The 13,301-nt window shown below is 63.9% G+C and carries 10 protein-coding genes; 9 read left to right on the forward strand and 1 reads right to left on the reverse strand.

Annotated elements, in window-relative coordinates:
• Positions 1-581: 581 nt before the first annotated feature.
• The 9 genes from ABH900_RS08000 (at position 582) to ABH900_RS08040 (ending at position 11,844) form a co-directional block, all read left to right on the forward strand.
• Positions 582-1,280 (forward strand): fimbria/pilus periplasmic chaperone, encoded by a 699-nt coding sequence (locus ABH900_RS08000; protein WP_429622361.1) that lies wholly within the window; start codon positions 582-584, stop codon positions 1,278-1,280.
• Positions 1,281-1,354: 74 nt separating this feature from the next.
• A complete protein-coding gene (locus tag ABH900_RS08005; RefSeq protein ID WP_429622362.1) occupies positions 1,355-1,888 on the forward strand; it encodes a CS1 type fimbrial major subunit in 534 nt (177 codons plus the stop codon).
• A gap of 90 nt (positions 1,889-1,978) precedes the next feature.
• Positions 1,979-4,741, forward strand: a complete 2,763-nt coding sequence (locus ABH900_RS08010) for a TcfC E-set like domain-containing protein (protein WP_429622363.1) — start codon at positions 1,979-1,981, stop codon at positions 4,739-4,741.
• A 52-nt stretch (positions 4,742-4,793) separates the two neighbouring features.
• The gene (locus tag ABH900_RS08015; RefSeq protein ID WP_429622364.1) at positions 4,794-6,005 is read left to right on the forward strand and encodes a CfaE/CblD family pilus tip adhesin; all 1,212 of its coding nucleotides are present in this window, start codon (positions 4,794-4,796) and stop codon (positions 6,003-6,005) included.
• Positions 6,006-6,263: 258 nt separating this feature from the next.
• Positions 6,264-6,989 carry a response regulator gene (locus ABH900_RS08020; protein ID WP_429622365.1) on the forward strand — a complete coding sequence of 242 codons (726 nt, stop codon included), beginning with the start codon at positions 6,264-6,266 and terminating at the stop codon, positions 6,987-6,989.
• Complete coding sequence (locus tag ABH900_RS08025; RefSeq protein ID WP_429622366.1) at positions 6,982-8,346, forward strand: ATP-binding protein; 1,365 nt, start codon at positions 6,982-6,984, stop codon at positions 8,344-8,346. Before ABH900_RS08020 ends, ABH900_RS08025 begins: the two co-directional genes overlap by 8 nt.
• A gap of 158 nt (positions 8,347-8,504) precedes the next feature.
• Positions 8,505-9,857, forward strand: a complete 1,353-nt coding sequence (locus ABH900_RS08030) for an ATP-binding protein (protein WP_429622367.1) — start codon at positions 8,505-8,507, stop codon at positions 9,855-9,857.
• A gap of 177 nt (positions 9,858-10,034) precedes the next feature.
• Positions 10,035-10,766 carry a winged helix-turn-helix domain-containing protein gene (locus tag ABH900_RS08035; protein WP_429622368.1) on the forward strand — a complete coding sequence of 244 codons (732 nt, stop codon included), beginning with the start codon at positions 10,035-10,037 and terminating at the stop codon, positions 10,764-10,766.
• 496 nt (positions 10,767-11,262) lie between these two features.
• Entirely contained in the window at positions 11,263-11,844 is a 582-nt protein-coding gene (locus ABH900_RS08040; protein WP_429622369.1) for a hypothetical protein, read from the forward strand.
• 417 nt (positions 11,845-12,261) lie between these two features.
• On the opposite strand, the gene arsB is transcribed toward ABH900_RS08040, so the two are convergent.
• Complete coding sequence (gene arsB / locus ABH900_RS08045; RefSeq protein ID WP_429622654.1) at positions 12,262-13,287, reverse strand: ACR3 family arsenite efflux transporter; 1,026 nt, start codon at positions 13,285-13,287, stop codon at positions 12,262-12,264.
• Between the last annotated feature and the right edge of the window lie 14 nt (positions 13,288-13,301).

Here is a 13,301-nt window from a genome sequence, read left to right on the forward strand (position 1 = left end):
TACATCCGATCGCGATGTATATGGCTTCACGGGTGATGTAGAGGCCATCGCGAATCTGCTGTCGGGAGGCCAGCACGTCCTGGCCACCGTAAGGACCATCCATCAGCAGAATCCGTTCGCGTCCCATCCGCTATCCACATTGTCGTCGCCATTGCTGCGGCGTCACTCTGATTCGAAGGTGTTGCCCAGACATTGCGCGGGCCGGGCCAAATGTTTCAGGTGGTTACGGTGGGTGTGACGCCAGCAGCAATCCGCGCAGCGGTGTGCCCGTGACGCACTCGACGAGCGAATCGTGATCGTCGTCACGAAGAAAAAGTTTGCCGTGCTGCAACAAATTTCAATCGAATGTTTGTCGGAAAGGACCTGCCGGATTCCCTGTAACCATGCGGTTCTGCCCGGATCCGAATGTGCGCTCTTCATGCGGGTGAAGGGCCCGGCCTGTCACACCTGCAACAACTTGCAACACAAACCTTGATGCGCGTCGCATTTCTGCTGGCTACGGTTTGTCCCCAAGTTGCATCGAATACGAGAGATCGGGGGCAGTCATGGCGTGTGCGGGAGCAGTGTTCAGGGGACTGTTGGTGTGTGCGACGCTGCTCGCTGCGGGCTCGGCCAGTGCCAACATGTCGGTCTATCCGATGTCGGTCGATATCGGCGCGCAGGGCGAGGCCGCCTCGACCATCCAGGTGTACTCCAAGTCGGAAGAGACCCAGTTCGTCAAGGTTTCGGTGAAGCGTGTGCTGCAGCCGGGAACGGCACAGGAGCATGAAGAAGAGGTCAACAACTGGGAGGGCATCGGCCTGGTGGTATCACCGCCGAAGTTCGCCCTGCCTGCGGGCGGCAGCCGCGCCGTGCGTATCGTTGGCATGGCCGCGCCGAAGAGCGAAGAGGTCTATCGGGTGTACTTCGAGCAGGTGCCACTGCCCAGTGGTGAGGCAGAGGCTGAGGGCACGCAGAGCGCCGCCAAGACCAAACTCAGCGTGAATCTGATCTGGGGCGTGCTGGTGCGCATGGTGCCAGCCGACCCGCAGGTGGCGCTTGAACGCAGTGGCCCATCGCGGCTGCACAACGCCGGCAACATCCGCCTCGGCCTGTTGAAGGTTGGCCGTTGCACCGGCAGCGACGATGCCAGCTGCCAGTGGCAGACGCTGGAAAAGAACATCTACCCAGGCATGGACCTGGAAGTGCCAGGGACGCCCTCCGGGTCGCTTCTGCGCGTCAAGTATCAGGTGGACAGCACTCCCGATATCCAGAGCAAGGATCTGGCTGCGGTGCGCTGATCGCTTGAGCGGGGCAACCCGCGCATCCACACCGGTCACTGCCGGTAATCCAATCCAATCCAAGGAATCAACACATGAAGCTGCTCAAGATTGCCGGCCTGACCGCCGCGCTGCTGGCCTCGACCTCGGCTTTCGCCGCCCAGAAGGACATCACCGTCGTTGCCGACGTCGATCCGAACATCGAAATGCTGCAGGCCGACGGCAGCGCGCTGCCGCAGGTCGTCCGCATGAACTACATCCCGGGTGCGGCAGCAAGCGCCACCCCGACGACCCCGCTGGGTGGCCTGCAGCCGGTCACCATCATGACCAAGATCTTCACCAATGACGTCAAGAAGGCCGTGCTGCTGCGTCTGGTGAACAGCCCGGTGCTGGCACCGACCACCAACACGGCCGCCAAGTCGGTGCCGCTGAGCGTGTCCTACAACCTGAAGGACCTGACCACCACCGATACCACTCTGGCCGCGAAGGACATCTTCCCGGCCAACGTCGCCGCCGGCGCTGCCAGCTCGCAGGCGATGCCGCTGACGATCCGCCAGACCACCCCGGGCGCGCTGGATGCCAGCAGCTACTCGGGCGTGGTCAGCCTGGTGGTGACCCAGGGCACCTGATAGCGGGATCGATGGAGCGGCTGGGCCGCACTGCTGTAAACGGGGCGCGGGCGACAGCCCGCGCCCCATTCAAGATGAGGCGACATTCCAGTGAACTCCCTGCTTCGACCCAACCGGCTGACATTGGCACTGATCTCAGTGCTGGGTCTGCCAGGCGCCGCACTGGCCGCGCCATTGGCCGGTGGTGCCCCGATGGTGCCGCCGGGCTTCGAGGCGCTTCTGGAAGGGCAGTTGGAGCAGGTGGAAGTGGTGTTGTACGGCCGCAGTCTGGGTGCGCACGCCGCAACGGTGAGCCTGGACAGTGTGCGCTTTGAAGAGCCGGATGTGCTGGCCGCTGCAATTCTGGAGGCGGCGCCGGCGGCCGACCTGCCGGTCCTGAAGGACGCGATGGTGGAGGCGCTTGCGGTAAAGCTGCCGCGCAATGGCAACCTGGCCTGCGGCGGAATCGTGGCGGAAGGCTGCGGCCACGTGGATACCGACCGGGCGGCCATCATCTATGACGAAAGCCGCGGCGCGGTGCAGCTGTTCCTGGCCCGTGACTGGGTGGCCCGGCTGGATGTGCCGACGCAGCGCTTCGAGCAGGTAAACCGCGAGGCCGTGAACGCGCTGGTGCATCGGCAGTACATCAACTTCTCGTTGGGCGATGAGTACCGCAATGTTGCCGTGCAGGGCACGGGTGCATTGGGCATCGGTCGCAGTGGATTTGCCGCAGCGCAATGGTCGTACGCGCGTGCCGCGAATCGCGAGGAAAGCCAGAGCGCCTTTCGTTTCGACAATTTGTACTACCGACAGGATCTCGGGCAGATGCACTACGCACAGGCCGGACGCATGGATCAACGTGATCTGTCCAGCCCGCTGGGCGGCAACTTCGGCTTCTCGATGCTGCCGCTGCCACGCTTCGACGGCGTGCGCTTCGGCAGTACACAGGCCTACTACCGCCTGGACGACAGCGGCAACGCCACGCCGGTAACGCTGCTGCTGAGCCGCGATGCGCGCGTGGATGTCCTGCGCGGCAACGAGCTGCTGGGCAGTCAGTACTTCTCAGCCGGGGTGCAGACCGTCCACAGCGAGAGCTTTCCGAACGGAAGTTACCCACTGACCTTGCGGATCTACGAGAACGGCGTGCTGGCCCGTGAGGAGACGACGCCCTTCTCCAAGACCGGCAGCGTGCTTGGCAATGGCGAACTGCAGTGGTTCGTACAGGGCGGCCAGGTGGTGATGGATGACTGGAGCCGGGGCCCGGGCGATGACTGGAACCGCCGCAGTGCGGTGCAGGCCGGTGCGCGCCGGGGCGTGGGCGCGAATGTCTACCTGACGGCGGGGGCTGCAGCGCTTGGGGGCAAGCTGTACGGCGAAACCAAGCTGGAGTGGCAGCATGCCTTCACCGCCGGTGTGCTGTCGGCCACGCTGTCCTACCTGGCGAGCAACGACGGGTCGCGCGGTGACTCGCAGCTGATCAGCTTCAACAACGGCATCTCCTGGAACCTGTACCGCTACAGCATGCGCGGGCAAGTCTGCGGGGAAGCCAATGCGTTCCCCGGCGACGTTGGTTGCTACGACTCGATCAATGCCTCCGTCTCCTTCATGCTGGGCAAGTGGTCGGTGCTGGCCGGCTATAACTACAACAGCGCCCGCAGCCGGCCGCTGTTCGAGCAACCGGTACTGAATCCTTTCGCTCCGCCGGTTCCGATGCTGCCTGGCAGCAGCCGGTTGCGCCCTTCGGTGACCCGCGCGCTGCAGCTCGGGCTCAGCCGCAGTTTCACCGTGCGGGGCGCGAACATCGGTGCCCGGCTTGGCGCCTACCGCAACCAGAACGAGGGCAACCTCAGCCTGCGCGACACCGGTGTGTATGCAGGCATCACCATTTCCCATGCATCGCAGCCGCCGACCCCGGATGGGCGCTCCAGCTTCACGTCCGCCCAGGCCGACGTGCGCACCTCACGCGACAACGAGACCGAGATGAGCTACTCGGCGTCCTACCGGCGCATCTGGCAGAACGGCAGCTACCGCGAACTCGGCGCGGGTTTCAGCGGCTATCGCGACGACGGTTACTCCGGGAGCGTCAGCGGCCGCGTGGACAGCCGCTATGGCGATCTGGATGCAACGCTGTACAGTGCGTACCGCCGGGGTGGCGACGGCCAGAACACGAATCTCGCCGGCAACTATGCATCAGCCTTTGCGATTGGAGCTTCCGGCTTCTACTGGGGCGCGGACAGTGGCGGTGGCACGCCTGCCGGTGCGATCGCGGTGAAGGTGGCAGACAACGATGACGCCCTCGAAGAGTTGGCCGCGCAGGTGAGCGCCGATGCGGTGCAGCCGTTCAAGCTCGGCTTCGGCCAGAGTGCGCTGGTGCCGATGGAAGGGTACCGACGCAGTTTTGCCGAGGTCAGCGACGCGGTGTCCAACCATGCCTCGGCCAGTGTCAGCGTGGCCGCCGGTGGTGGTGCTGCCAACTATTTCCTGTCACCGGGCAAGCTGGTGCTGAAGCAGGTGCAGTCGCAGGCCACATTTACCTATGTCGGGCGCGCGCTGGATACGCAGGGCAACGCCCTGGGGGGGGCCGTGGTTCTCAATGCACTGGTGCCCAACCTCGATGAGCAGGGTGGTTTCGTCCTGGACGCTCCAGTGAAGCTGGATACGTTGTACCTGCTGCATGAAGGTCGGGTATTTGCCTGTGCGCTGCAGGTGACCTCACGGCGCGATGTGGTGCAGTTGGTAGGCCAGTTGCACTGCTCGTCAGTGACGGCCTCCGCATTGCCTGCGCAGATCCGCAGCCTGCCGCGGGTTGTACGCCTGCTGGATGTGCCGGGCCAGACCGCGGGCGTGAGTGGGATGCACGGTCCCTTGAAATGATGCGAGCGGCTTCGGCTTCCTTCCTCCATATACAAGTGTCGATCTGAATGCCATGTTGAAATCAATCAGGAAAGCGGCCGCCGTGTTGGTGTGCCTTGCGGTCGGCGTCGCGCCGGCGGTACGGGCTGCAAGTCCGCCCACCAATCTCTCGGACAAGAACACAGAAGTGAAAATGACCTTCGACCGTGCCAGCGCCGTAGGCAACCTGAATGTCTACCAGCGCGAAATTGCGGCGGTCAAGCCCGGCTACTACCCCAATGCCCAAGGGGGATACACCCAGGTCCATTTCCTGTGTTTGAGTGCAACGGACTCCACCTCGGGTGCATGCCCAACGGCCACGGATGGCTCGGGCCGGTACGGGAGTACACCGATCTCCCTGAAGTTCACCGAGAGACGCAGCCGGATCTCGGTTGACTTGATCGCGACGGGATTCATTACCCGGATGTTCTCGGAAACGGGGGTTGGCGCATGCGACGGATTCGTTACCTCGACCACGTGGTCGCTCAATGGCGCGGGTGCGACCTATTGCGATGCGCCGTCCAGGCCATACATCAACGGCACGTCGATCAACGTGGTCATTCCTTCCGCCCAGTTGAAGAGGATTCCGACCGGCGGTGAATGGAGTGCGCAACTGGTGCTCAACGGAAAGCCCTGGGCGTCAAGTCCGCCGACGGCAAAGTGGATTGCGGATATCGATCTGACTGTCACCGACAAGGGAAACATCCAGGCCTTCCTGCCGCAGTTTCCTACCGGCAAAGCGCGCGTGGACCTGAATCTGCGTGCGCAGCCGTTGCCGGCGGCGGGTAGCCGCGTCACCGGGCTGGCCACGATCGATCTGTGCCTGTACGACGGTTACAATTCCAACAGCTCGAGTTTCCAGCTCACCTTCAAGGATGCGCTGCCGCGTGGCGCGCGCTTGCCCGGAGAGTTCTCGGTGGTGCGCAAGGCAAACCCGTCGGCGCCGCCGGTGGATCAGAACAATCCCAGCGACCGGATCGACTACACCGTGGAAATGTCCGGTCCTGCGCTGGGCGGCGGCAAGCCCGGCGTGCGCCCGCTGGTCAATGGCGAGACGTTCACCATGACCAACATCGGTGACGCGAACATTCGTGCAGTACGCATTCCGCAGGTCATCACGCCCGTGGTCTGTACATCAGTGCCGCTGACGCTTACCGCTGTGCCCTTCAACCAGCTGGACAAGCGGGCAGGCCATTACGAAGGTACGCTCAGTGTTGTTTTCACTCCTTCGTCCGAGTCGCTCTGATCTGTTGCCGGCGCGCATGCGACTGCATCCAAGGCAGGCCCTCCCGAGACTCCACTGGCGCCTGCGCGTGGCATCCGCGACAGCTGGACGCGACCTGTGGAGCCATTTGGGCGTGGCCGCTGTGCCACCCGCCCTGTCGTTCTGAACCCTGCCGGCTGGCCTGAGCACGGGGCGGACGAGCGAGGTCCGCCGTATCTTGACAGACCGTCCGGTCAGGAATATCTAAAAGTGAGTTTCGTCGCGTCGAAGGGAAGGCCCATGTCCGCCGCCGTGCTGCCCCGGATACTGCTGGTCGAGGATGACCCCGACATGCGCAGCATGCTGCGGCGCTATCTTGGGGAGCGGGGTTTCACCATGCAGGCGATCGCCGACCCCTCGCAGCTGGACCGCCTGCTCAGCCGCACGCCCTACGATTTGCTGCTGCTGGACCTCAGCCTGCCGGGCGAGGACGGTCTGTCGGTCTGTCGGCGGTTGCGCGTCGGCGGGCAGACGGTGCCGATCCTGATGCTGACCGCGCGCGGCGATGCCACCGACCGTATCGTCGGCCTGGAGATGGGCGCTGACGACTACCTGGGCAAGCCGTTCGAGCCGCGCGAGCTGGTGGCGCGCATCAACGCGCTGTTGCGGCGGCAGCAGATGATCCACACCGAGACCACCTGGGCCGTGGAAGAGAACCTGCGCTTCGGGCCCTTCCGGGTCAGCCTGTCGCGGATGGAGCTGTCGCGGGACGGAGAAATCGTGCCGCTGACCAGCACCGAGTTCCAGCTGCTGCGCATTTTCCTTGCGCACCCACGCCGGCCACTGAGTCGCGATCACCTGCTGGATCGTCTGAAGGGAGCCGGCACCGAGACCACCGATCGCAGCATCGACGTGCAGGTGTCGCGCCTGCGCCGCAAGTTGGAGGACGACTCGCGTTCGCCTCTGTACCTGCGCACCGTGTGGGGCGTGGGCTATCTGTTCATTCCGGACGGTCAGCATGAGTGAGGTCGCGCCGCCTCGCTGGCGCTTCCCCCGGCCCCGATCGCTGATGTGGCAGAACCTGCTGCTGCTGGTGGGCCTGGCCATCGTGATCCATGCCTGCGTGCTGGCGGTACACCTCTTGGTCCTGCGATCCAACGTGCTGGGGGCCGCCGAAACGATGGCCCATCAGATCAGGATAATGAACTCGGCCTTTGCCTTGGTCGAACCCTCACGGCGGGACGAGGCATTGACGGTACTTCGAGGCCACGGACTTCAGGCCATCGAAGGTGAGCCGCCGCCGGGCAGCGATCTACCTCCCAACGAATCGCCTTATGCGCTCATGGCTGGCAGGAGAGTCCAGGCCGCGCTCGCGCCGGATATCAAACTGCATTGGGCGTTTGTTGACCCAAAAGGCGGGGCCACCTTCTGGGTACGTTTGAATGTGGCGGGGCGCGACACGTGGCTGATGTCCCGCACCGACAAGGCTGATGAGCGCGGCTACAACCCGCTGGCTGTCTCGTTGCTGCTGACGCTGGGCTTGAGTGGGCTGGCGACCATCGTGGCGTTGTTCATCCAGCGCCGCATCAATCGCCCGCTGCGCGATGTCGCTGCGGCGACACGCAGGATCAGCGAGGGAGGAGGGCAGGCGCACCTGCCGGTTTACGAGACCAGCGAATTGGCGACGCTGGCCGCCCAGTTCAATGAGATGGTCGACAGCCTGCATCAGGCAGAAGCTACCCGCGCGTTGATGCTCGCCGGTATCTCCCACGACATTCGAACGCCGCTGGCGCGCCTGCGCATGACCTTGGCTCTGGAGGGCGGCGAGACCGAGGCAATGGCTGCACGCTGCATCGGCCAGGTCGATGCGATCATCGGCCAGTTCCTGGATTTTGGTCATGCGGGCAATGGCGAGTCGCCGGTGGAATGCGATCTCAACGTGCTGGTGCAGCAGACCGCCGCGGAGTTCGAGGCCGAGGGTCATCCGTTCGAGCTGCAGCTGCAGCCACTGCCGCGCCAGATATTCCGGCCGGTGGCGATGCAGCGTGTCATCCAGAACCTGATGGACAACGCGCTGAAGTACGCGGGCACGGGCCTGCAGGTACGCACCTGGCTGCAGGGGGACGACATGCACCTTGCCGTTGCCGACCGCGGTGCCGGCCTCGCTGTCGGTGAGCGTAGCCGCGTGCTGCAGGCCTTCGTGCGTGGTGGGGATGCAAAGGACGTTGGCGGGCTCGGGCTTGGCCTGGCCATCGTCGAACGATTGTTGCAGCTGCACGGCGGTCGTCTGCAGCTGTTGGCTCGCGAAGGCGGAGGGCTGGAGGCGCGGGTCGCGCTGCCAGTTGTGGACGTCAACACGAGCCGGCTGCCAGGGCTGCCCTAGTGTTTGGCATTTGCATCCGTCCAGCGACGCGCAGGCGCGGGGCGCCGGCGGGGACGCTGTTGGGTTGACTGTTGAATTGCGCCAGGGCGGCTGCTCGTCGTTGATCCTCGTATCCATGTCGCCCGTATGCGGGCATCTGCCGATTCCGGAAAAGCACCATGAACAATCATGTATCACGCCGCTGGCGCTGTCCTCGACCCCGTTCGCTGATGTGGCAGAACCTGTTGCTGCTGGTGAGCCTGGCGATCGTCATCCATGCTTGCGTGCTGGGCGTGCACCTGCTGTTGTTGCGGGTGAGCGTGATGCATACCGTGAGTGTGGTCGCCAATCAGCTGAGGGTAATCGACGGCAGCCTATCGCTGATCGATCCGGCCCGTCGTGGTGAGGCGATTGCCTTCCTTGCGCGCCATGGCCTGGTCGCCATCGAAGGCAATCCGCCGCCGGCGAGCGACCAGCCCATTGGCCCTCGGCCCTATGCGGAACTGGCCGGCTCCACCATCCAGCGCAGCCTCAAGCCGGACATCGACTTCCAATGGACTCTGCCAGCATCGGGCAGAGGGCCGGTGTATTGGGTGCAGTTGAACGTGGCAGGGAAGGAAACCTGGTTCATGTCATCGTTCAAGTCGTCGTCCGAAGGCCAGGATCCGAGGCTGGTTTCCATCCTGCTGGTGCTGGGCCTGAGTGCGCTGGCCACTGTCGTCTCTCTGCTCATCCAGCGCCGCATCAATCGCCCGCTGCGCGACATTGCCGCAGCGACGCGCTCGATCAGCGAAGGGGGAGGGCACACGCGGCTGCCGGAGTACGCGACCAGCGAGCTGGCGACGCTGGCCGCGCAGTTCAATGTCATGGTCGACAGCTTGTGCCAGGCCGAAGCCACCCGCGCGATGATGCTCGCCGGCATCTCCCACGACATCCGCACCCCGCTGGCTCGGCTGCGTCTGGCATTGGCTCTGGAAGGCGGCGAGAGCGAGGCGATGGCCGCACGCTGTATCGGCCAGGTCGATGCGATCATCGGTCAGTTCCTCGATTTCGGTCACGCTGGCAATGGTGAACTGCCGATCGAGTGCGACCTCAACGTGCTGGTGGAGCAGACCGCCGCCGAGTTCGAGGCCGAAGGCCATCCATTCGCACTGCAGCTAGAGCCGTTGCCGCACCTGGTGCTGCGACCCGTGGCGATGCAGCGTGTCGTCCAGAACCTCATGGACAACGCGTTGAAGTACGCGGGCAAGGGACTGCAGGTGCGTACCTGGGTGGAGGACGGTGACGTGCACCTTGCCGTGGCCGATCGTGGAGCAGGCCTCGCGATCACTGAGCGGACCCGTGTGAGGCAGGCCTTCGTGCGTGGTGTCGATAGCGCTGGCGCTGGCGTTGGCGGGCTGGGGCTTGGCCTGGCCATCGTGGAGCGGCTGCTGCAACTGCATGGTGGCCGCCTGCAGTTGTTGGCTCGCGAAGGCGGAGGGCTGGAAGCACGGGTCACGCTGCCCGGGATGGAGCCGAGCAAGGGCGGTTGACCGCCGGCATGGTTGGGCAATGTATCAATCCGGTATCAGAGCCGACATAGCTGCAATACATTTGCGCGCAACAGTAGCCTCCACGTCGCAATTGATCGATCGCGCCCGCTCCAGGGTCGGTCGGTGGCCATAGGCTTCGCTTCCCGAAGTGAGGGCCTGCGCGTAGAAGGAATGTCCATGTCCGCAGCGGCACTGCCCAGCGTACTGCTGGTCGACAACAACCCTGGCATGCGGGCTACGTTGCGGCGCTATCTCGGCGAGCGTGGGCTGAACGTCCAGGCCATCGCCAACGTGTTGCAGCTGGAACGGCTGTTGACCCGCACCCCCCACGACATCCTGCTGCTGGATCAGGATCTGCCCGGCGAGGGGGGCCTGTCACTGTGTCGGCGGCTGCGCGTGGGCGGGCTGACCTTGCCCATTCTCATGTTGAACACCAGCGACGATGCCACCGACCGCATCATCGGCTTGGAGATGGGGGCCGACGATTGCCTGGGCAGAGCGTTGCAGCCGCGGGAGCTGGTGGCGCGTATCAATGCGCTGTTGCGTCGGCGGCAGATGATTCATGGCAGACACCTTGGCGGAGTGAGGGAGAATCGTTGTTTCGGCCCGTTCCAGGTCAACCTGTCGCGCATGGAACTGTCGCGTGATGGCAAACCCGTGTCGTTGACCAGCACCGAGTTCCAGATGCTCAGGATTTTCCTGTCGCATCCGCGTCGGCCATTGAGCCGGGGCCAGCTGCTCGATCGCCTGAAAGGGGCTGGGACCGAGGCCGGTGACCGCTGCATCGACGTACTGGTTTCGCGGCTGCGCAGGAAGCTTGAGGACAGCTCGCGGACACAGAGCTACCTGCGTACCGTGTGGGGCCAGGGTTATCTGTTCATGCCCGACGATCCCTGCGGGGGTGACTGAAGGGCCCTTCGGGCAGTCCCTGAAAATCAGATCGAGCCGACGCATCGGTGTGCAACTGCCTGCAACAATTCCGCATTGGGGCGCAACACTTTCTCAATCGCCACGGCCTAGGCTGTGACTGAGGTTCAAGCTCCTGCATGCAAGGAGCGCAGGACGACCCGCGTCTCCCCGGCAAGACGGCATCGAAATCCCCGCGACCCCAGCGCCGGTGCCGTCTTGCCATCTCTTCTTCAATGACGGTTTCCGACTAAGGGTTTCAGCGAGTGTGATGTATTTCATTCAACGACCGCAGGGAGGCGAATGGGAACGTGCAGAACAATCTCTTATACGAAGTGGAGCAGGTCACCGATATCCTGGGGCCGCACCAGCCATTGGCGATTGCATTGATCCGGCGGGTGGGTGAGCACCGGGAGTTCCGCGAGCGCAGTGCCAATCCAATGGGGCAGGTTCCGCAATGTCGAAGGATCGGTCACTGCTGACATCCATGGAGTGCCGCATGGGTACGCGCAAGGTGGACCGGCAGGACCGCGAAGGCGGGCACGTGGTCCGCGTTGCGGGCTCGTCTGGGCTTCGATGTATGCAAGGGGTTCGATCGAACGCCGGCGCGGCGTGGGGCTGCTGGTATGCGCTGGACGATTTCCATTCTTGGGAGTGTCGCATGCGAATCCGTTTCCTGAATCAACGTCGTCGTGGCCGTGCCCGGGTAAGGCGGATGCGCAGTTGCATCACGCAGGTGCCGATTCTCGTGGTGGCCCCCATGGATGCCTCAACGCCTGAGGATTCGAAGGTTCGCGCAGAAGCGCTGATGAACCTGCACCTGGCGCGATTGGTTCAACAATTCCCCTCACTGGGTACGCAGCTGCGGCTGGCTCTCTACCTGGATCGTGAGTCTCTACTGTTGGCGATGGCGGCGGTACTGAGCTGGCATCAGCTCAGTAGTTCCCGCAGTTTGGTGAGAGAACAGGAGCTTCGCGATCTTCATGTGTTGCTCGCACATCTGGGCGCACTGCTGGTTGATCGCCCGGCAGCAGGCACGATTGATCCTGATGATGGACAGATGCACCAGACATCGTTCTGATCATTGTGATGTTCAGCCTGGAGGCATGATGAGCGTTCTTACGGAAGTAGTGGTGCCGCTTCTCTCCGCATTGGGCGGTGCCCTTATTGGTGGAGTGGCAGTCCTTTCCTTTGGATGGACTCTGATCTTCCTGAAGGAGCCCAGCGTTCTTGAGGGTGATCTGAGTGAGATAAAGACCGGACTGCAGGACCTTTCTTGCGCGGTAGAAGCACTCAAGGGTGCGGCCTGTTGCAGCCGCGGAGTTTCGGCGAAGGGCCCGGAAGGGTGGCCGTTGACCTGACACGGCCTTCCAGTGCCAGCGCAAGCCATATGGCACGCGTATGGGATATCGGTTCTGACCTCTTGTCCCGGTGGAGTTGGGAGAGGGCGGTCCACTGCAGGAAGTCATTCGTTGGTGCCGTGCAGGCCCAGGGGCAACTACGGCCTGCGCTGGTACCACCCCTGCGACGCATTGACGATGCGGACCACCGACAGCATCACCGGTACCTCGATCAGCACGCCGACCACCGTGGTCAGCGCCGCGCCGGAGTGCACGCCGAACAGGCCGACGGCGGTAGCCACGGCCAGCTCGAAGAAGTTGCTGGCGCCGATGAGGGCGGACGGCCCGGCCACGCTGTGCGCTACGCCGAGGCGCCGGTTCAACAGGTAGGCAAGCCCTGCGTTGAAGTAGACCTGGATCAGGATCGGCACGGCGATCAGCGCGATCAACAGCGGCTGCCGGACGATCTGCTGCCCCTGGAACCCGAACAGCAGTACCAGTGTCAGCAGCAGCGCGGACAGGGAGAGGGGGTTGAGCGTGCGCAGTACCGCCTGCAGGCCAGCGTCACCCCGGCGCATCAGGATCCAACGCCGGATCAGCGCGGCGGCCGCCACAGGTACCAGGATGTACAGGCCCACCGACAGGATCAGCGTACTCCACGGCACGGCGATGGCCGACAGGCCCAGCAGCAACGCCACCACCGGCGCATACGCCACCACCATGATCGCGTCGTTCAACGCCACCTGGCTCAGCGTGAAGTTGGCGTCGCCACGGCACAGGTTGCTCCACACGAACACCATCGCCGTGCACGGTGCTGCCGCCAGCAGGATCAGTCCGGCGATGTAGCTGTCGGCCTGATCGGTTGGAAGCCAATCGGCGAAGGCATGGCGCAGGAACACCCAGCCCAGCAACGCCATCGAGAACGGTTTGACCGCCCAGTTGATGAACAGTGTCACGCCGATGCCTTTCCAGTGCTGGCCGACCTGGCGCATGGCACCGAAGTCGACCTTCAGCAGCATCGGGATGATCATCAACCAGATCAGCACGGCCACCGGCAGATTCACCTTGGCCACCTCGGCGCGGGCCAGCACGGCAAACACAGTGGGCAGGAAGTGGCCCAGCGTGGTGCCCGCCACGATGCACAGCGCGACCCACAGTGTCAGGTGGCGTTCGAACAGTCCCAGTGGCGCGGGAGTTC

Source organism: Stenotrophomonas sp. AN71, from assembly GCF_050435725.1.
Lineage (GTDB): Bacteria > Pseudomonadota > Gammaproteobacteria > Xanthomonadales > Xanthomonadaceae > Stenotrophomonas.

Excerpts from the sequence above, each read along its gene's own strand:
- ABH900_RS08005 (WP_429622362.1), top strand. The coding sequence starts at position 1,355 with ATGAAGCTGCTCAAGATTGCCGGCCTGACCGCCGCGCTGCTGGCCTCG.
- ABH900_RS08015 (WP_429622364.1), top strand. The coding sequence starts at position 4,794 with ATGTTGAAATCAATCAGGAAAGCGGCCGCCGTGTTGGTGTGCCTTGCG.
- ABH900_RS08020 (WP_429622365.1), top strand. The coding sequence starts at position 6,264 with ATGTCCGCCGCCGTGCTGCCCCGGATACTGCTGGTCGAGGATGACCCC.
- ABH900_RS08025 (WP_429622366.1), top strand. The coding sequence starts at position 6,982 with ATGAGTGAGGTCGCGCCGCCTCGCTGGCGCTTCCCCCGGCCCCGATCG.
- ABH900_RS08030 (WP_429622367.1), top strand. The coding sequence starts at position 8,505 with ATGAACAATCATGTATCACGCCGCTGGCGCTGTCCTCGACCCCGTTCG.
- ABH900_RS08035 (WP_429622368.1), top strand. The coding sequence starts at position 10,035 with ATGTCCGCAGCGGCACTGCCCAGCGTACTGCTGGTCGACAACAACCCT.
- ABH900_RS08040 (WP_429622369.1), top strand. The coding sequence starts at position 11,263 with ATGGGTACGCGCAAGGTGGACCGGCAGGACCGCGAAGGCGGGCACGTG.